Here is a 17,750-nt window from a genome sequence, read left to right as displayed (position 1 = left end):
GCTACCGGATCGACGCCGACCACCTCCAAAGCCCCAGCCGCGAGGGCGGCGCACGCTCGCTGCGCGCTTCAGTCGCTCACTCCGTTCGCTCCTTCCAGTGCTTACGTCGCCTGCGCCGCCCTCGCGGCTGCCCCTTTGAGTCCCGCCCCGCACCGCTCCGCACAGCACCTCACGCCTCCCCAGCCTCGTCAGTCGCCTCCGCTTCGCTTCGGCGACTGACTCCCTCGCGCGTGCTCCTCGCGGCCGCCGGGGGCGGCCGCTCGCAGGCACGCGCCACCGCTTTTAAATCCGGTTTATTATTGTCCGCGCCGGCACTCGGGTTCGTAACCCCTTACCGCGCCCGCCGCCGATTCGCCGTCAATGAACACCATCCACGTCGCCGGCGGCGTCGGGGTCGCCGACACGGCGATGGCCTCCTACGACGCCGCGCTCGCGGACGCGAACCTCCACAACTACAACCTCGTGGCGGTCTCCTCGGTCGTCCCCGCGGAGGCGACCGTCGAAGCGGTCTCCGAGGTCCCTGACCTCGGCCCCGCCGGCAACCGACTCACGGTCGTCGAGGCGCGCCGGACGATCGGCCCCGGTGACGAGGTCGACTTCCGTGAGGGCGGGCGCTCGGGCGCCGAGGGTGCCGAGTCGAAGCGCGCGCCGCGACGCCACCCTGACGCGGTCGCGGGGCTGGGCTGGGCGACCGGCCCGGGCCCGGGCCTCTTCTACGAGGTGACCGGGGAGGATTCCGAGGATGTCCGCGAGCGGATCGAAGCGGGGCTCGACAGTGGCGCCGACCTCCGAGACTGGGCGCTCCCGGACCGCGAGACGCGCGTCGAGACGGTCGCCGCGGAGCCGGACCGGTACGCGACCGCGGTCGTGATCGCCGCGTACGGGGAGTCCGAGCCGATCCTCTGAGAATTTCGAGCGGCTCCGGTCGCCGGCGCCGACGCCTTTTTGACTCGGCTCCGCGTACGTATCGTGTCTTCGAATGAACGGCAACAACCCGTACGCCGGGGCACCGGGTGTGACGGACGCGGGCTCGCCCGCCGCCGTCGACCTCTCTCCGGACCAAGAAAAACAGCTCCGGCGCGCGGTCGCCGGGATCGTATCGCGAACTGAGTCGTATCTCCCCGACAGCTACGCCGTCGGCTCCGAGCTCTCAGTCGGCGCCGAGGGCCCGCAGGCGACCGTTGCGGTGAACCCCCCGGCCGGCCACCCCGTCTCGGCCGGCTTCACCCCCGACCCGGAGGATCTGGACGCCGGCATCGCGGAATCCGACACCGACGAGGTCGCCCGCGGCCTCGCCGCCAGCGCCGCGGTCCAGGTGATGGACGCCGTCGGCGACATTACGCCGACCGCGAAGTGACGCTCCGCGCCGAGACGTAATCAGTTCGAGCGCTCCGAGCCGTCCGCCCCGTTCTCGCCGTCGCTCCCATCCGCTACCGAGTCGCGACGCTGGTCTCCTTCGTCTCGTTCGTCCCGTTCCTCCAGTTCGTCACCCTCGTCGCGCGGGTACACCCGCAGGTCGCCCTCGTCCGGCGGCTTCAGCACGCCGGTGACGCGCCCGTACATCCCGAAGATGTCGTCGTACCCCCGCTCGCTTGCGAGGATCGGGACCAGCCCCGACTCCTCGACGCGGTGGGTGTACACGTCATCCTCTGCGAACACCGCCCCCTCCGGGATCGCCTCGAAGTTCCGGTAGTTGACGCGCGGCTCCCCGCCCCCCTTCGGCACCTCCTCGCTGCCTTTCACCACGGTCGTCTCCGAGAACGTCGGCGGCTCGTCCGCGATCGCGCCGTGGACCCGGAGGAAGGCGAGGCAGGCCTCGTAGCCGAACTCGACCGCCTCCTCGCTGCCCTGGCGACCCACCTCGATGGAGACCGTGTTGGGGATCGTGGAGTCGAGCGTCGTCGAGCGCAGCCCGCTCGCGTCGACGACGTGGTCGACCGGGAGCCCGGTGACGGTGCGCCGGACCGACTCCGTGAGGTCGCTGAAGATGGCGAACGGCGGCGGCGCGCTGTGCGAGGTGTGGAGCGCGAGGACCGCGTCGAACCCCTCCAGCTCGGCGGCGAGCCGCGGCGCGAGCGCCCGCTCGTACTCGTCGCTGTCGGCGTCGCCCGGGAACGCCCGGTTCAGGTCCGTGTCCGTGTAGCGCGTCTCGGCTTCGATCGCCGGTTCGTTGGCGAGGATGAGCCGGACGAGTCCCTCGGACCCCACGTCGCCGTCGCTCCCGCCTCCGTTGGACGGGTCGAGCGGGGAGAGTTCCGTCGCGAGGCGCTCTACGATCCGCACGCCGGCGGGCTCGTCGCCGTGGATCCCGCCGACGATCGCGACGCGAGCCGACCCCGCCGACTCGCGGTCGATCGTTTGCATACCGTCAGTACGTCGCCGTCCGCCCATAAATCGTCGCGATCCGCGGACGGCGGGTCAGCGACCGAACCGCTCGGCGAGCGCGGCCCGGTACCGCCGCGCCAGCCGCCGCGCGACGAAGCGGTCGCGGGGGTCCACGCCGACGAGTCGGAGCGAGGCCGCGTACGCCGCGAGCCCGACCGCGCTTCCCGCGAGGACCGCCGGGAGGCCGGTCAGGAGCGAGCGGACCGCGTACATCGCGGCGACGGCGCCGCCGCCCGCCGCGAGCGGGGTGAGGAACGTCCGGTCGAACGGCCACAGCCCCTCGAAGTGACGGAGGAGGACGACCTGAATCCCGTTCTGGACCGCGATGGCGAGCGACGTGCCGAGCGCGGCGCCCACGAGCCCGTACCGGACGACGAACGCGTACGTGAGGCCGACGTTGAGGACCGCGAGCAGCCAGTCGAGCGCCATCCGCGCGTACTGGTGGTCGGTCATCATCAGGAGCCAGCCGGTCGCGCCGACGGCGCTCCCGACGAAGACGCCGCCGAGGTAGACGACGAGCGGGAGGTAGCCGTCGACGTACGCCGCGCCGAACAGCGCTAGAATCTCGCGCCCGTACACCGCCAGCACGGCGAGGATCGGGACGACAGCGGTGACGATCTGTCGCGTGACGGAGCCGTACACCGCGTTGAGCGTCGCCGTCCGGTCGTTCGCGTACAGCTCCGAGGCGACCGGCGGGAGGAGTTGGTTGAAAGAGAGGAGCGGGATCCACGCGACCGCGATCACGACGAGGACGACGTTGTACACGCCGGCCGCGGTCGCCGTCAGCAGCGCGCCGACGAGCAGCACGTCGACGCGGTTCTGGAACACCTTTCCGAGACTGCTCATCGCGACAGGGGCCGCGTGGTCGTAGAAGCGGCGCGCCTCCGCGCGGGCACCCCGGAGCGTCGGCCGAACCCCCGTGACAGACGCGGAGAGTGGGACCGCGGCCGCGGCGAGGACCCCGGTCGCGGCGACGATCGCTCCGGCGACGCCGACGACGGAGTAGCCGAGCGCGAGCGCGCCGAGCGCGCCGACGAGCCTGACGCCCGGGCGCAACAGCTTGTTGAAGAGGATCTCGCCGCGGGCCGACCCGACCGCGCGGAAGAGCGCGGACGCGACCATCACGACGCCGAGGAGGCCGACGAGTCCACCGAACGCTCGCATCGTTCCCGAGAACGCCGGCTCCGTGACGGTGCGGGCGTTTATCGCCGGCGCCGCGAACCAGACGGCGACCGCGATCGCGGCCCCGAACCCGACCGTCGTCGCGTACGCGAGGCCGGCGACAGCGCCCTGTCGGTCCGGGTCCGCCGCGTACTCGGGGAGGTACCGCTGGATCGCGGGGACGCTGCCGAACGTCACGAGTCTGGAGAGCAGCTGAGCGATCCGCCACGCCAGCGCGTAGACGCCGTAGGCGGTCGGGCCGAGCCCGCGGGTCAAGGCGAACTCGGTCGCCGCGATCAGCGCGCGCTGGCCGGCGACCCCGCCCGAGGTGAGCACCGCGCCGTGCGCGATCGTCTCCAGCGCGTCGCGCTCGTCGTCCGGGATCGTGTCGCTGTCGCCGTCGCGGCGCTCGTCGCGGGCGCGTTCGTCGTCGCGGCGCTCGCCGCCCTCGCGGCCCTCGGCGTCCGAATCGCCCGCCTCCACGTCGCGTTCGTGTCCCACGGTCGTCTCTCTCGGTCGGTCGCGGCCCCACCGAAAAAGCGGCCCGCTTCGCGGTCGCCCTAAATGAATATAATTATCGTTCACGATGGATTTATCACTCTCATCCTGCCCACCTTCCCCATGGACGGAGGAGGACTCGCCGGCGACGGCGGCCCGGGAGAATCGAGTGAGGGTGCCGAGCGCGACCGGTCACGGCGGGTAGCGTCAGACGACGAGATCGCCGCGGACGGCGGGGTCGCCGCGGGCGAGCCCGCCGGCCCGGATCGATCGGGCGTCTCGGCCGCCGCGCTGGGCCACGACCGGCCGGACGTCGAGGCGTACCGGTCGCTCGCGGCCGACCTGCGCGACGCGGTCGCGGGCGGCGTCGAGTTCGACGAGTACGCGCAGGTGCTGTACGCGACCGACGGGAGCGTGTATCAGGCCCGACCGGCGGGCGTGGTGTACCCCCGCGGGGTCGAGGACGTGCGGGCGGCGATGCGTGTCGCGGCCGACCACGGCGTCCCCGTGCTCCCGCGCGGCGCGGGGTCGTCGCTCGCGGGACAGACTGTCGGTCCCGGCTGCGTCGTGCTCGACTGCTCGCGACACATGGACTCGATCCTGTCGGTCGACCCCGACGCGCGCCGGGCCACGGTCCAGCCCGGCGTCGTCCAAGACGAACTCGACGACCGGCTCGCGGAAGACGGCCTGAAGTTCGCGCCCGACCCCGCCTCCTCGGCGCGCGCGACCGTGGGCGGCGGCATCGGCAACAACTCTACCGGCGCCCACTCCGTGCGGTACGGGATCACCGACGCCTACACCGAGGAGCTGCGCGTGGTGCTGGCCGACGGCACGCTGATCCACACCCGCGACGTCGTCCTCGACTCCCCCGAGTACGAGGCGATCGTCGCGGGCGAGGAGGGCGGCGAGCGCGAGGCCGCGTTATACGAGACGGTCCGCGCGCTCGTCGAGGAGAACGCCGACGAGATCGAGGACCGATACCCGACGCTCAAGCGGTCGGTCTCGGGCTACAACCTCCACAAGGTGATCTCCGAGAACGACGACGGCGAGCGCGTCATCAACCTCTCGAAGCTGTTCGTCGGCGCCGAGGGGACGCTCGGCGTCGTCGTGGAGGCCACGCTCTCGCTCGTCACCCGCCCCGAGGAGATCGCGCTGGCGCTGTACGCCTTCGACTCGCTCGACGCGGCCATGCGCGCGGTCCCCGAGGCGCTGGAGTTCCCCGTGAGCGCGGTCGAGCTGATGGACGACGCGGTCGTCGAGCTGGCGGCGGGGTCGCCGGAGTACGCCGAGTACGCGGAGCCGATCCCGGACCGGGCGGCGGCCGCGCTCATGCTGGAGTGGGACTCGGAGCTGGTCGACGACTTCGAGGCGGCGGTCGCCGACGCCAACGACCGCTTCCTCGGCGACGGCGACCGCGACGCCTTCGATGTCATCGAGGCGTACGACGCGGCGACCCAGACCGACCTCTGGAACCTCCGAAAGGCGGCGATCCCCCTCCTGATGAGCATGGACGGCGACGCGAAGCCGTACCCGTTCATTGAGGACGCGTCGGTGCCGCCCGCGGAGCTCGCCGACTACGTCGCCGCCTTCGAGGAGGTGCTCGACGACCACGGCACCTCGGCCGCGTACTTCGCGCACGCCGGGGTCGGCACCCTCCACATCCGACCGATCCTTTCGCTGAAGGAGTCCGAGGGCGTCGAGACGATGCACGACATCGCCGACGACGTCACCGACCTCGTCTTGGAACACCACGGCGCCTTCTCCGGCGAGCACGGCGACGGGCTCGCGCGCACCGAGTTCAACCCGAAGATGTACGGCGAGGACCTCTGGACCGCGTTTCAGGAGTTGAAGTCGACGTTCGACCCCAAGTGGCGGATGAACCCCGGGAAGGTCGTCTACGTCGACGGCGAGACCGCCGCGGAGCGCGGCTACCCCGAGACCGCCGCCGACACCGACATGCGCGAGAACCTCCGGTACGGGCCGACGTATCAGTCGGTCGAGCCGCAGACGACGTTGGACTTCTCCGACGAGGGCGGCTTCTCCGAGCTCGTCGAGCTGTGTAACGGCTGCGGCACCTGTCGCGAGACCGACTCCGGGACGATGTGTCCGACCTACCGGGCCTCGGGCGAAGAGATCCAGACGACCCGCGGGCGAGCGAACATGCTCCGGGCGGCGATAAGCGGCGAGCTCGACGACGAGGAGATCCACTCCGACCGGTTCCAGGCGGAGGTGCTCGACCTCTGTGTCGGCTGTAAGGGGTGTCAGAGCGACTGTCCGACCGGCGTCGACCTCGCGAAGCTGAAGGCCGAGGTGAAACACGACCACCACGAGCGGGATGGGGCGGGACTGCGCGAGCGCCTCTTCCGCGACATCGACCGGCTCTCGGCGCTCGGAAGCAAACTCGCGCCGGTGTCGAACGCGGCGGCGAAGGTTCCCGGAGCCCGCAAGGCGATGGACGCCGTCGCGGGGATCGCCCCCGAGCGCGCCCTGCCGACGTTCCGGTCGACAAGCTTCGAGGAGTGGTTCGCGGCCCGCGGCGGCCCCGCGGTCGACGAAGGCGACGCGGTCGACACCGTCGCGCTGTTCCCAGACACCTACACCAACTACAGCTACCCGGCGGCCGGGAAGGCGGCGGTGCGAGTGCTGGAGGCCGCGGACGTCCGCGTCGAGGTCCCCGACGACCTCGCACCCTCCGGCCGCGCCGCGTTCTCGACGGGCTTCCTCGACGCGGCCCGGGAGCGCGCGGCCGAGAACGTCGCGGCGCTCGCGCCTCGCGTGCGCGAGGGGCAGTCCGTCCTCTTCGTCGAGCCCTCCGACGCGGTGATGTTCCAAGACGAGTACCTGGACTTACTCGACGGCGAAGACGTCGAGGCGGTCTCGTCGGCCGCGGCGGGCGTCTGCGAGTACCTCGACGCGCGCCGGGTTGACGAGCGACTGTCGTTCGACGCGCCGGCGGAGACGCTCACCTACCACGGCCACTGCAACCAGAAGGCGACGAACAAGGACCACCACGCGGTCGGCGTGCTGCGGCGCGCCGGCTACGGCGTCGACCCGCTCGACTCCTCTTGTTGCGGGATGGCGGGCTCGTTCGGCTACGAGAGCGAGCACTACGACCTCTCGCAGGCGATCGGGCGGATCCTCTTCGGGCAGGTCGCCGACAGCGACGGCGACACGGTGACGGCGCCCGGCGCCTCCTGCCGGTCGCAGCTCGGCGACCGCGAGGGTGCCGAGGCGCCCCCGCACCCGATAGAGAAGCTGGCGGCCGCGCTCGACGAGTGAGTGAGGCGGGGGCGCGCGCCTCGCTCTCGTCTCGTCGTCCGCCGGCCGGGCGCGTCCGCCCTCTACCAGCGCTGGTGGACGTGCTCGCGGACGTGAGCGTCGTACACCTCGCTTGCGGCCTCGCGCTCGGCGTCGGAGAGGGGCGGCGCCTCGCTCGCGGCCGCGTTCGCCCGCACGTGTTCGGGGGTCGTCGACCCGGGAATCACGGTCGTGACGGCGTCGTGGTCGAGGATCCAGCGCAGCGCGAACTCGGGGAGCGGCCGGTCGTCCGGCAGGCGCTCCTCGAGGGCGTCGACCGCGTCGAGGCCCGCCTCGAAGGGCACGCCCGCGAACGTCTCGCCCACGTCGAACGCGTCGCCCTCGCGGTTGTAGTTGCGGTGGTCGTCCTCGGGGAACTCCGCGTCGCGCGAGAGCGCGCCCGTCAGCAGCCCGGACGCGAGCGGGACCCGGCAGATCACGCCCACGTCGCGCGCGGCGGCCTCCTCTAAGAACAGCTCGGCGGGCCGCTGGCGGAACGGGTTGAAGATGATCTGGACCGTCTCGACGCCGGGGTACTCGATCGCCTTCAGCCCCTCCTCGACGCGCTCGACGCTGACGCCGTAGTTCGCAATCCGGCCCTCGTCCGCGAGCGTCGCCAGCGCGTCGAACGTCTCCGGCCGGTAGTAGACGTCCGTCGGCGGGCAGTGGAGCTGGACCAGATCCAGCGTCTCCATCCCCAGGTTCTCCCGCGAGCGGTTGACGAACCGCCGGAGATTCGCCTCGGTGTAGCCGTCGGGCTCGTGCGGGTCGAGCCGTCGGCCGGCCTTCGTCGCGACGGTCACGTCGCCCGCGGCGATATCGTCTGCGAGGACCTCGCCGACGATCCGCTCGGAGCGGCCGTCGCCGTACACGTCGGCGGTGTCGAAGAAGTCGATCCCGGCGTCGCGGGCGGCCTCGACCGCCGCGACGGCCTCGTCCTCCGTGACCTCGCCCCAGTCGCCGCCGATCTGCCAGGCGCCGTAGCCGACCTCGCTGACCCCGCCGACCTCGCCGAGTTCGCGGTGGTTCATGTCGGCCGAACGTTGTCCGGGCGAACGCAAGGGCGTTCCGGAGGCGGAACCGAAGGGCGACGGATTCGGAGGGTTTGTGCCGACTCCCTCGGGAACCGGTGACCGAGTCGCCGTTCTATGAGCTCTCAGTCGGCGTCTCGGTGCCGCGGTCTCCGCGGAGCGACGGGCGGACGATCGACGGGGCGACGCGTCCGTCGCCTCTCGCTCGACGGTACCAGCCGAACAGCAGTCCGATGCCGACGGCGGCCCCGAGGAGCCGAACGACGACCGCCTCCGGCGGGAGAACAAGCGACTCGGCGACCGTCTCCGTCGACGAGAGCCGAACGATCGACGCCTGCTGGGGCGCCGATCCGCCGATCATCCCCGTAAAGTTCACGCCGAAGTGAATCCCGATTGGGACGGCGAGATCGCCGCTGAGCACGTACGCGATCCCGAGGAGCACAGCGAGCCCGCCGGCCATGACGGCGAACACGTCGCCTCGCGTGGAGTGCGTGAGATAGAAGAACGCGGACGAGACCGCGACCGCGACGCCGACCGCCACGCTCCGCGGGATCGACTGTATCCCGTCCAGGCCCTCGATGGCGTTCGTGATGATGTATCCCCGGACGAACAGCTCCTCCGCGACGACGATGAGCAATTGCGACAGCGCGGTCCCGGCCACGAGGAGCGCCCACACGCCCGGTCCGCCGGTCAGCTGGAACCCCGCGAACTCGTAGAACCCTGCGGCCACGCCGGCAGCGACGCCGAAAGCGCTGATCGCGGCGCCGAGCGCGAGCCCTCCCGCGAACCGGCGCCAGACGCCGCGTCCGAGTCGCAGTCCGAGGTCGGTGAGCACCCGCTGATCGACGACCAGCGCGACGAGCACCACGCCGAGCGCGATCCCTCCCGACTGGGGGATCCCCCCGACCAGGTTGTTCGCGACCGCCGCGAGGGGCCCGTCTCCCGCGAACGGCGACGGTTGGAGCGTCCGCCCGGTGTTGGCGAAGACGAGCACCACGACGACTCCGGCGGCGAGACGGAGGGGAGCGCGAGGCCGTCGTTCGCCGTCGTTCCACACCAGCCGGAGGGGTAACCGCAGCCGATCGTTCCCGTTTCGGAGTATTCGTGACATTTCGGGGACCTACCGGGCCCTGATTCCGAATACCACAATTAAAATTTCGGATTCTTCACACGTGCCCGGGGTCGAAACGAGCTCCGGGGTCGCTTCCGGGCGGCGCTCGGTTTCGACTATACATTTTTAATTGACGGCCGAAGCGAACGTCGTCACGGCATGAAACGACTCGGGCTCTCCGTGAGCGTCGCCGGACTGGCGCTCAGCGTCGCCAGCACCCTCCTGCTTCTCACGCACGTGACCGATCAGTACCACTCGCACATCCAAGACATCGGATCGATCGCCGTCGGCTACCTCGGGGCCATCGTCTGCGGACTGTCGCTGTCGGTCACCGGCGTCGCGCTCCTGCTGTGGGGCCGGGGCGACTAACACGCGGGTCGGCTCCCGTCCGGCGCTCACTCGTGCGGGAACGGGAGGTGGGCTCGCCCCTCGTCCCACTCGGCGTTCATCACCCGCCAGCGAGGGTTGTCCCGCCAGAGGGAGCGCTCGTCGCGCTCGGCGAGTTCGTGCGCCGTGGTCACGTCGTGGCCGTCGGCTCGGTGTTCGATCTCCCTGAGCTCGTGGAACAGGATGAACCGGTCGTACTTCGACCACTTCTCCGAGACCCAGACCTTGTTCCTCGGGATGCCCAGATCGTCGGCCGCGGGCGGGTAGATCAGCTCCCCGTCGTACTCGACGCGGTAACAGGCGTTGTACCTCGCTATCTCCTCGTGAGGGACGTGTTCGACCGTCCAGCCGCGTTCCCGCATCACTTCGCGCGGCGAAGCCATAGGCGAAGCGTCGCACCGCGTACCGGTTGAAGATTCCGCCGGGTTGTGGCCCGTTCTCAATCCGCACTCACAGCACGGCCGCGAGCGCGTCCATCGTCTCGTCGACGCGGTCGACGCGCGCGTTGTGGCCCATGTGGCCGACGCGGAGGATGTCTTCGGCGTCCTCGCCTAACCCCGTCGCGAGGATCACGTCGTGCTCCTCCCGCAGCCGCTCCTGGAGCGCCTCGGCCCGCCCGGGAACTTTGAAGGCGGTTACAGTCGGCGAACTCCGCTCGGGGCCCGGGACCGTCTCCAGCCCCAGCTCCGCGCCGCGCTCGCGGCACCGCGCCGCGGCCGCCGCGTGTCGCTCGCGGACCGCGTCGAGCCCCTCGTCGAGCAGGAGGCCGAGCGCCGCATCGAGCGCGACGACCTCGGTCGTCAGGTGCGTGTACGGGAACCCGTCGTTCACGTCGCGGAACGGCAGGAAGTTCGCGTACAGTTCGTGCGGGTCGCGCTCCTCCATCGCGGCCCACGCGCGGTCGCTCACCGCGGCGGTCGCCAGGCCCGGCGGCGCGCTGAAACACTTCTGGGAGGCGCCGAGGCACACGTCGATCCGGTCGGTCGGGACCTCGACTCCGCCGAGCGAGGAGACGGCGTCGACGACGGTGAGGATCTCCGGGTCCGCCGCCTCGATGCGGTCGAGTGCGCTCCCGACGTCGTTGAGCGTCCCCGTGGGCGTCTCGCAGTGGACCATCGTCGCGAGGTCGAAATCACTCTCATCTGCCGCCAGCGCATCGTCGAGCGCGTCGAGCGGGAGCGGCTCGTCGTGCTCGGCCGCGACGAGCGTCGCGTCGCCGCCGTACGACTCGACGAAGTCGGCGAAGCCCTCGCCGTAGAGCCCGTTCGACAGGCACAGGACCTCGGTGCCGGGCTCGACGAGCGAGGCGACTGCGGCCTCCAGACCTAAGATACCCTCGCCGCCGAGGGCGACGATGTCGCGGGCGTCCGCCCCGGTAGCGTCGGGGTCGACGCCGTACACGGTCGCCAGCCGCTCCGTGAGCCGGTCGTAGATCTCCCGAAATCGCGGGTCCACGTCGGGGTTGATCAGCTCGCGGGACATCGCGTCGCGCACCGGTTCGGGGACCGCGGTCGGCCCCGGCGTCATGAGCATACGTCGACACGCGGTTCCATCGAGATAAGCGCCCGGTACCGGCCGTCACCGAACCGATCGCCACACGTACATACATATGATCGGCGAGCGGAGTTCCACACATGATACTCGACCATCACTCTCGCGCGTGGTTGGTACGGTCGGCCGGTAGACGTACTACGGCCGCCGGATCGGGGGCGTGAATGTCCCGGAAACGCCTCCGAGCCCTCGCCGCCGTCGCTGTCGTCGCTCTCCTCGTCGGAACGCTTGCCGGCCTCGCCGTCGCTCAAGAGGAGCCGCCGTTCGTCCGCGGTGAGCCCGAGCTGGACGTGTACGTCCCGGACCCGACGGTGTCCCCGGGAACGACGACGGACCTCACGGTGCAGATCGCGAACGACGGCGACGTACGGGCGGGGTCGGACGCCCGGCGAGCCACCGTCACGACCGCCCGGAGCGTCGTGGTCGACGTTCGAAACGACGGCTCGCCCCTCGTCGTCGAGACGGGTCGGTTCGCCGTCGGATCGATCGGCGAGGGCGCGGTCCGGGAGGTCCCCGTCTCGGTCAGGGTTCCGGCCGACGCGGAGCCGGGACGGTACTCGCTCGACGTGCGGCTCGAGTACTCGCACACGTTCCTCTCGGCGCCGCGGAGCGGGGTCGTCCAGGACCGATCGCGGACGCGGACCGAGTCGATATCGGTGACCGTGGACGACGCGCCCCGGTTCGCCATGCGGACGGTCGGCACGGACGTCCAGGTCGGCGACTCCGGGACGCTCGTGGCGAACGTGACCAACGTCGGCGGGGAGCCCGCGCGCGACCTCTCGGTTGAGCTCGCCGCGAACGGCCCCGATCTCGCGCTCGGCGAGACGCAGCGGAACACCGCGCGGGTCGACCGGCTCGACCCCGGCGAGAACGCGACGGTCAGGTTCCCGGCGAGCGTCGACGCGGACGCCGCCGCAGAGTCGTTCGGCCTCACCGGCAGCGTTCGGTACACGGACCCGGACGGCATCCGCGGCGCTCACGAGGGGATCCCGGTCGGGCTCCGACCGCGCGCGGAGCAGTCCTTCTCGGTCGCGGTCGACGACTCCACGCTCCGCGTCGGCGAGAACGGGAGCGTCAGCGGGACGATCACCAACGACGGGCCGAGCGACGTCAACGGGGTCGTCGTCGCGGTCGGCGACGGGGCGTTCGCTCCCCGCAGTCCGCGGTACGCCGTCGGCGACCTCGCCGCCGGCGAGAGCGCCGCCTTCCGGTTCCGCGGTGAGGTCCCGGCGGGCGCCGACTCGGTCCCCCAGCAGCTGGTCCTCTCGACGAGCTACCGGAGCGCCGCCGACACCGTCCGCACGACCCGCGAGGCGGTTCGCGTTCCCGTCGCCGAGCGCCGGGACGCGGTGACGGTGTCCCCGGTCGACTCGGAGTTCGCGGCGGGCGAGGACGGCGTGTTGCGGCTCGACGTGACGAACCGCCGCGACGTCGAGCTCCGCGACGTCGAGTTGCGTCTCGCCGTCGACCAGCCGCTGGAGAGCGAGTTCCGAACCACCGTGGTCCCGTCGCTGGCGCCCGGTGAGACGGGGCGTGTCGCGTTCGACCTCGCGGTCGACGGCGAGGCGCCGGCGAGTCGATACCCGGCCAGCGTCGAGATCAGCTACACCGACCCCGACGGAGTCCGCGTCACCGGCGACACCGCGACCGTCGCCGCCTCGGTCGTCGAGTCGCCCGGCGGCGAGGTCCCCATCGAGTCCGCCGTGTTGGTCGTCCTCCTGCTCCTCGTCGCCGCCGGGGCGTGGTGGTTCTATGTCCGGTGAGACCGACCGCCCCCTCGTCGTCGAGGGGCTCACGAAGGACTTCGGAAGCGTGGTCGCGAACGACGACGTGTCGTTCGCCGTCGACGAGGGCGAGGTGTTCGGGTTCCTCGGCCCCAACGGCGCGGGGAAGTCGACGACGATACGATTGCTGCTCGGGCTGTTGAAGCCCACTTCGGGGACAGCGAGGGTGCTCGGCGCCGACATCCGCGACGAGGACGCGCTGACCGAGGTCAAGCGCCGGATCGGGTACCTCCCGGCGCACCTCGGGTTCGACGGGGAGGCGACCGGCGAGGCGGTGCTTGACTACCACGGCGCGATGAAGGGCGAGCGTCGCCGCGAGGAGCTGCTGGAACTTTTCACCCCGCCGGTCGAGAGACCGGTACGCGAGTACTCGACCGGGAACAAGCGGATGCTCGGACTGGTACAGGCGTTCATGCACGACCCCGACCTCGTGATCATGGACGAGCCGACCGGCGGGCTCGACCCGCTCAAACAGGAGGCGTTCAACGAGTTCGTCCGCGACGAGCGCGAGCGGGGCACGACCGTGTTCTTCTCCTCGCACGTGTTGAGCGAGGTCCGACGCGTCTGCGACCGCGTCGGCATCCTCCGCGCCGGGTCGCTCGTCGAGCTCGAGGACGTCGAAGCGCTCCTTCACCGAAGCGGGAAACACGTGCGCGTTCACGCGAGCGACGCGGCGGTCGCGACGATAGCCGACCTCGACGGCGTCGTCGACCCGGAGCGATTCGCCGAGGGCGTCCAGTTCATCTACGCCGGCGACGTCAACGCGCTCCTCCGCGCGCTCGCGGCCCACGACGTCCGCGACGTTGAGATCGGCGAACCCCCGATCGAGGACGTGTTCGCGCACTACTACGGGAGCGACGGGGCGGAGGCGACGAATGCTTGAGACGGCTCGGTACGAGGGGAGGCGGCGCCTCCGCGGCGCCGCGATCCTCACGGCCGGCGTCGGGGCGTACGCCGGGTTTATCGTCTGGTACTTCACCGTTCTGGAGGGGGTCGACTACGAGGACGTCTTCGAGGACCTGCCGCCGGCGATGCTGGAGGCGTTCGGCATCGAGAGCCTGTCGACGGTCGAGGGGTTCCTCGGCGCACAGGTGTTCAACTTCGTCTGGCTGCTCGGGCTGGGGCTGTACTTCGCGTACGTCGGCGGCGGCGTCGTCGCGCGAGACGTCGAGACGGAACGGATGGATCTCCTCCTGTCGTTCCCCGTCACGCGCTCCCGGCTGCTCGTCGAGAAGTTCGCCGCGCTGCTCGTTCCCATGATCGCCGTCAACGCCCTCGGCGGCCCGATCATCTACCTGTTCGTCGTCGCCGTCGGGGAGACGGTCCCCCTCGATCACCTGTTCCTCACGCACCTGCTATCGGTCCCGTTCCTCCTCGTCTGCGCGGGGATCGGCCTCGTGTTCTCGGTCGCCGTCGACCGGGCGGCGGTCGCCGAGCGGGGCGCCGTCGGCACCGTGTTCGTCCTCTACCTCGTCGAGTCCGTCGTCGGCGGCGCCGAGGGCTACGACTGGATACAGTACCTGAGCCCGACGCAGTACTACGAGCCGACGCCGATCCTGATCGACGGGTCGTTCGAGCCGATCGACTCGGCCATCCTGCTCCTCGCGTTCGTCGGCCTGCTCATCCTCTCGCAGGCGCTGTTCGAGCGTCGAGACATCTGATCCGGAGTGTTTCGGGGGGTTTGGGCCCCGCCGGGCGGATCGCCCGACCGATCGCCGCCGGTCCGGCCGACACGCTCATATATTTCTGTCGCCTGCGTTCCGGTACGATGATGCTTCCGACCCACGTGCTGGCGGGGATGCTGCTCGCGGCCCCGCTGGTGCGGGCGGCGCCGGAACTGGCGCCGATCGGGTTCGCCGCCGGCTTCCTCGGCGGGCTCGTCCCCGACCTCGACATGTACACCGGCCACCGGCGGACGCTCCACTACCCCGTCTACTACTCCGTCCTCGCCGTCCCAGCGCTCCTCGCGGCCGTGGCCGCGCCGTCGACGCTCACCGTCGGCGTCGCCTTCTTCCTCCTCGGCGCGGCGCTCCACAGCGTCGCCGACATGTACGGCGGCGGCCTGGAGCTCCGCCCCTGGGAGGGGAACTCCGACCGCGCGGTGTACGACCACCACCGCGAGACGTGGATCTCCCCCAAACGCGGCGTCCGGTACGACGGCGCCGTCGAGGACCTCGCGCTCTCGGTCGGGCTGTCGATCCCGCTGCTCCTCTTAGTCGAGGGCCCCCTCCGACAGATCGTGATCGGGACGCTGGCCATCGCGGTCGTGTACACCGTCCTCCGGCGCCGCCTCGCGGAGATAGCGGCGGCCGTGATCCCCCTGCTCCCGGCGGCGTTCGACCCGTACCTCCCGGACCGATACCGGTGATCGCGGCGGCCGATCAACGTTATTAGGTGCCCCCACTCGTTTCATCCGATAACAGTCCGCGCCGGTGACCGCCGGTCCCGGCGCGCAGAACCCACCATGCAACAGTACCTCGACCTCGTCGACGACGCGCTCTCGACGGGCACGTACAAGCCGAACCGAACCGGCGTCGACACCATCGCGACGTTCAGCGGGCAGTACACCGTCGACCTCGCTGAGGGATTCCCGCTCCTGACCACGAAGAAGATGGACGGCTACCGGTGGAACTCGCTCATCCACGAGGTGCTGTGGTACCTCTCCGGCGAGGAGCACATCCGGAACCTCCGCGAGGAGACGAAGATCTGGGACGCGTGGGCCGACGAGGAAGGGAAGCTCGACACCGCGTACGGTCGATTCTGGCGTCGCTATCCGGTTCCTGAGAGGGCAGCCGAACTCCCCGGCGAGACGTGGCCCGACGACGCCGACCGCTGGGTCACCGTCGAGGAGGACGCCGACGGGACGACGCGGCGCACGTTCGACCAGATCCAGTACGTCCTCGACACCCTAGAGGAGAATCCCCACTCCCGCCGGATGGTCGTGAACGCGTGGCACCCGGCGAACGCCGCCGTCTCGACGCTGCCGCCCTGCCACTACACCTTCGTGGTGAACGTTCAGGACGGCCGGCTCAACCTCCACCTCACGCAGCGCTCGGGCGACATCGCGCTCGGCGTCCCGTTCAACATCGCGGCGTACGCGCTGCTCGCGAACGCGCTCGCCCAGCGGACCGGCTTCGAGGTCGGCGAGTTCGGCCACACCGTCGTCGACGCACACGTTTACTGCGGCCGCGGCGACCGCGGGAAGTGGTACGCGAACAACCTCCGCTACGTCCAAGAGCGGCTCGCGAGCGTCGAGCGCAAGAGCGACTACCTCGACGTGAAGAGCTGGGTCGAGCGGACCGCCCCCGACGAGCCGAACGGCCAGGAGGGGTACGACCACGTGCCCGGCCTCCTCGAACAGCTCTCGCGGACGCCCCGCGACCGCCCGCGAATCGAGATCGCCGACAAGCCGCTCGACGAGCTGACGCACGACGACGTCGAGGTCGTCGACTACGACTCCGCGGACGGCATCTCGTTCGCGGTCGCGGAGTGATGGCGGACGCCGACGATCCTGCGGCGGAGCGCGACGCTGACCCCGACCTCGTCCTCGTCGCCGCCGTCGCGGAGAACGGCGTGATCGGTGACGGCGGCGGGATGCCGTGGCACTACCCCGCGGACCTGGCACATTTCAAGCGGCTGACGACCGGCCATCCGGTGATCGTCGGCCGGAAGACGTACGAGCGCATCGCCGACCGGCTCGGCGGCCCGCTCCCCGACCGGACGAACGTCGTGTTGACGACACGCGCGATCGACGACGCCGACCTCCCGGGCGGCGCGGTCGTCGCGCACGACGTCGAGTCGGCGCGCTCCCGCGCGACCGCGGACGCCGCCGACCGCGGCGTCGACGCCGTCTACGTCATCGGGGGCGCGACGGTGTACGAGGCGTACCTGGCGCGTGCGGACCGGATGGTTCTCACCGAGATCCCGGAGCGCCCGGAGGGCGACACGCGCTTCCCGGAGTGGGACCCCGAGGCGTGGGACGAGCGGGAGCGCGAAACAGACGGCGACCTCGCGTTCGTCACCTACGAGCGGCGCGACGGGGCGTAAGCCTACTCCAGGAACCGCGATTCCACGTCGCCCGAGGGCATCATACACCGGTCCTTCTTCCCGAACCAGCGGTACCGGTTGTCGGCGACGAAGTCGTACACGCGGTCGCGGACCGCCTTGGGCACGTACCGGAACGGCGAGAGCAGCCGGTAGCGACCGCCGAGCCCCGTCGCGATCTGGATGATCGCCGACGACTTCACGTAGCTCTCGCCGTCCTCGATCAGGACGATCGAGTCCAACTCCTCGGTCGCGAGGTCGTGTTCGGCCAAGAGAGCCTGTCCCACGTCGGACTGGAGCGAGGCGAACCGGTACTTGCCCTCCGGGTCGCGGGGGAAGACGAACTGTACGAACCCGCTACAGAGGTTACAGACGCCGTCGAAGAGTACGATCGCGGCGTCCTCCGGGATGTCCTCGTCCATCACCTTCTGTGTGTACGCGGCCGTCGCAGTTCAGGATTCCGGTGGGAGCCGATTCGTGTCTCGCGGTGGGGGCCGAGAG

The 17,750-nt window shown here is 70.7% G+C and carries 17 protein-coding genes; 10 read left to right on the top strand and 7 right to left on the bottom strand.

All coding sequences use genetic code 11. The annotated features are described in order from the left end of the window. The first annotated feature begins 360 nt into the window (after positions 1-360). Both ACOZ35_RS07880 and ACOZ35_RS07875 read left to right on the top strand, forming a co-directional pair. Positions 361-906 (top strand): pyruvoyl-dependent arginine decarboxylase, encoded by a 546-nt coding sequence (locus ACOZ35_RS07880; protein ID WP_424015830.1) that lies wholly within the window; start codon positions 361-363, stop codon positions 904-906. Positions 907-979: 73 nt separating this feature from the next. Then, the gene (locus ACOZ35_RS07875) at positions 980-1,357 is read left to right on the top strand and encodes a DUF5811 family protein (protein ID WP_008441998.1); all 378 of its coding nucleotides are present in this window, start codon (positions 980-982) and stop codon (positions 1,355-1,357) included. A gap of 20 nt (positions 1,358-1,377) precedes the next feature. Here ACOZ35_RS07875 and ACOZ35_RS07870 read toward each other — a convergent pair whose 3' ends face one another. Next, a complete protein-coding gene (locus tag ACOZ35_RS07870; protein WP_424015829.1) occupies positions 1,378-2,364 on the bottom strand; it encodes a succinylglutamate desuccinylase in 987 nt (328 codons plus the stop codon). Positions 2,365-2,418: 54 nt separating this feature from the next. Continuing rightward, on the bottom strand, positions 2,419-4,047 hold the full coding sequence (locus ACOZ35_RS07865; RefSeq protein ID WP_424015828.1) for a lipopolysaccharide biosynthesis protein: 1,629 nt from the start codon (positions 4,045-4,047) through the stop codon (positions 2,419-2,421). A 120-nt stretch (positions 4,048-4,167) separates the two neighbouring features. On the opposite strand from ACOZ35_RS07865, the gene ACOZ35_RS07860 reads away from it, so the two are divergent. Continuing rightward, on the top strand, positions 4,168-7,323 hold the full coding sequence (locus tag ACOZ35_RS07860) for an FAD-binding and (Fe-S)-binding domain-containing protein (protein WP_424015827.1): 3,156 nt from the start codon (positions 4,168-4,170) through the stop codon (positions 7,321-7,323). 62 nt (positions 7,324-7,385) lie between these two features. Here the strand turns inward: ACOZ35_RS07860 and ACOZ35_RS07855 are convergent, their stop codons facing one another. Further along, positions 7,386-8,372, bottom strand: coding sequence for an aldo/keto reductase (locus ACOZ35_RS07855; protein ID WP_424015826.1), 987 nt, complete (start codon positions 8,370-8,372; stop codon positions 7,386-7,388). 115 nt (positions 8,373-8,487) lie between these two features. Beyond that, positions 8,488-9,366, bottom strand: a complete 879-nt coding sequence (locus ACOZ35_RS07850) for a type II CAAX prenyl endopeptidase Rce1 family protein (RefSeq protein ID WP_424015825.1) — start codon at positions 9,364-9,366, stop codon at positions 8,488-8,490. Positions 9,367-9,642: 276 nt separating this feature from the next. Between ACOZ35_RS07850 and ACOZ35_RS07845 the strand changes: the two genes are divergently transcribed. After that, positions 9,643-9,852: a hypothetical protein gene (locus ACOZ35_RS07845; protein WP_424015824.1), complete on the top strand. Its 210-nt coding sequence runs from the start codon at positions 9,643-9,645 to the stop codon at positions 9,850-9,852. 26 nt (positions 9,853-9,878) lie between these two features. Here the strand turns inward: ACOZ35_RS07845 and ACOZ35_RS07840 are convergent, their stop codons facing one another. Both ACOZ35_RS07840 and ACOZ35_RS07835 read right to left on the bottom strand, forming a co-directional pair. After that, positions 9,879-10,253, bottom strand: coding sequence for a hypothetical protein (locus ACOZ35_RS07840; protein WP_424015823.1), 375 nt, complete (start codon positions 10,251-10,253; stop codon positions 9,879-9,881). Between the two features lie 67 nt (positions 10,254-10,320). Continuing rightward, positions 10,321-11,403 (bottom strand): pyridoxal-phosphate-dependent aminotransferase family protein, encoded by a 1,083-nt coding sequence (locus tag ACOZ35_RS07835; protein WP_424015822.1) that lies wholly within the window; start codon positions 11,401-11,403, stop codon positions 10,321-10,323. 182 nt (positions 11,404-11,585) lie between these two features. Between ACOZ35_RS07835 and ACOZ35_RS07830 the strand changes: the two genes are divergently transcribed. The 6 genes from ACOZ35_RS07830 (at position 11,586) to ACOZ35_RS07805 (ending at position 17,252) form a co-directional block, all read left to right on the top strand. Further along, complete coding sequence (locus ACOZ35_RS07830; RefSeq protein ID WP_424015821.1) at positions 11,586-13,184, top strand: NEW3 domain-containing protein; 1,599 nt, start codon at positions 11,586-11,588, stop codon at positions 13,182-13,184. Further along, complete coding sequence (locus tag ACOZ35_RS07825; RefSeq protein ID WP_424015820.1) at positions 13,174-14,088, top strand: ABC transporter ATP-binding protein; 915 nt, start codon at positions 13,174-13,176, stop codon at positions 14,086-14,088. The genes ACOZ35_RS07830 and ACOZ35_RS07825 overlap by 11 nt, the downstream gene beginning before the upstream one ends. Beyond that, positions 14,081-14,866, top strand: a complete 786-nt coding sequence (locus ACOZ35_RS07820; RefSeq protein WP_424015819.1) for an ABC transporter permease subunit — start codon at positions 14,081-14,083, stop codon at positions 14,864-14,866. Before ACOZ35_RS07825 ends, ACOZ35_RS07820 begins: the two co-directional genes overlap by 8 nt. 110 nt (positions 14,867-14,976) lie before the next feature. Next, a complete protein-coding gene (locus tag ACOZ35_RS07815) occupies positions 14,977-15,573 on the top strand; it encodes a metal-dependent hydrolase (protein WP_424015818.1) in 597 nt (198 codons plus the stop codon). A gap of 96 nt (positions 15,574-15,669) precedes the next feature. Further along, positions 15,670-16,698: a thymidylate synthase gene (gene thyA / locus ACOZ35_RS07810; RefSeq protein WP_424015817.1), complete on the top strand. Its 1,029-nt coding sequence runs from the start codon at positions 15,670-15,672 to the stop codon at positions 16,696-16,698. Further along, the gene (locus ACOZ35_RS07805; protein ID WP_424015816.1) at positions 16,698-17,252 is read left to right on the top strand and encodes a dihydrofolate reductase; all 555 of its coding nucleotides are present in this window, start codon (positions 16,698-16,700) and stop codon (positions 17,250-17,252) included. Before thyA ends, ACOZ35_RS07805 begins: the two co-directional genes overlap by 1 nt. A gap of 2 nt (positions 17,253-17,254) precedes the next feature. Here ACOZ35_RS07805 and ACOZ35_RS07800 read toward each other — a convergent pair whose 3' ends face one another. Further along, the gene (locus ACOZ35_RS07800) at positions 17,255-17,671 is read right to left on the bottom strand and encodes a thiol-disulfide oxidoreductase DCC family protein (protein WP_424015815.1); all 417 of its coding nucleotides are present in this window, start codon (positions 17,669-17,671) and stop codon (positions 17,255-17,257) included. Positions 17,672-17,750 lie beyond the last annotated feature (79 nt).

The sequence above is a fragment of the Halorubrum xinjiangense genome (assembly GCF_049604745.1).
Lineage (GTDB): Archaea > Halobacteriota > Halobacteria > Halobacteriales > Haloferacaceae > Halorubrum > Halorubrum xinjiangense_A.
Note: the sequence above shows the minus strand (reverse complement) of the source record. Positions and strands in the feature narration are given on the sequence as shown.

Excerpts from the sequence above, each read along its gene's own strand:
- ACOZ35_RS07880 (WP_424015830.1), top strand. The coding sequence starts at position 361 with ATGAACACCATCCACGTCGCCGGCGGCGTCGGGGTCGCCGACACGGCG.
- ACOZ35_RS07875 (WP_008441998.1), top strand. The coding sequence starts at position 980 with ATGAACGGCAACAACCCGTACGCCGGGGCACCGGGTGTGACGGACGCG.
- ACOZ35_RS07870 (WP_424015829.1), bottom strand. The coding sequence starts at position 2,364 with ATGCAAACGATCGACCGCGAGTCGGCGGGGTCGGCTCGCGTCGCGATC.
- ACOZ35_RS07860 (WP_424015827.1), top strand. The coding sequence starts at position 4,168 with ATGGACGGAGGAGGACTCGCCGGCGACGGCGGCCCGGGAGAATCGAGT.
- ACOZ35_RS07855 (WP_424015826.1), bottom strand. The coding sequence starts at position 8,372 with ATGAACCACCGCGAACTCGGCGAGGTCGGCGGGGTCAGCGAGGTCGGC.
- ACOZ35_RS07845 (WP_424015824.1), top strand. The coding sequence starts at position 9,643 with ATGAAACGACTCGGGCTCTCCGTGAGCGTCGCCGGACTGGCGCTCAGC.
- ACOZ35_RS07840 (WP_424015823.1), bottom strand. The coding sequence starts at position 10,253 with ATGGCTTCGCCGCGCGAAGTGATGCGGGAACGCGGCTGGACGGTCGAA.
- ACOZ35_RS07835 (WP_424015822.1), bottom strand. The coding sequence starts at position 11,403 with ATGCTCATGACGCCGGGGCCGACCGCGGTCCCCGAACCGGTGCGCGAC.
- ACOZ35_RS07830 (WP_424015821.1), top strand. The coding sequence starts at position 11,586 with ATGTCCCGGAAACGCCTCCGAGCCCTCGCCGCCGTCGCTGTCGTCGCT.
- ACOZ35_RS07825 (WP_424015820.1), top strand. The coding sequence starts at position 13,174 with ATGTCCGGTGAGACCGACCGCCCCCTCGTCGTCGAGGGGCTCACGAAG.
- ACOZ35_RS07820 (WP_424015819.1), top strand. The coding sequence starts at position 14,081 with ATGCTTGAGACGGCTCGGTACGAGGGGAGGCGGCGCCTCCGCGGCGCC.
- ACOZ35_RS07815 (WP_424015818.1), top strand. The coding sequence starts at position 14,977 with ATGCTTCCGACCCACGTGCTGGCGGGGATGCTGCTCGCGGCCCCGCTG.
- thyA (WP_424015817.1), top strand. The coding sequence starts at position 15,670 with ATGCAACAGTACCTCGACCTCGTCGACGACGCGCTCTCGACGGGCACG.
- ACOZ35_RS07805 (WP_424015816.1), top strand. The coding sequence starts at position 16,698 with ATGGCGGACGCCGACGATCCTGCGGCGGAGCGCGACGCTGACCCCGAC.
- ACOZ35_RS07800 (WP_424015815.1), bottom strand. The coding sequence starts at position 17,671 with ATGGACGAGGACATCCCGGAGGACGCCGCGATCGTACTCTTCGACGGC.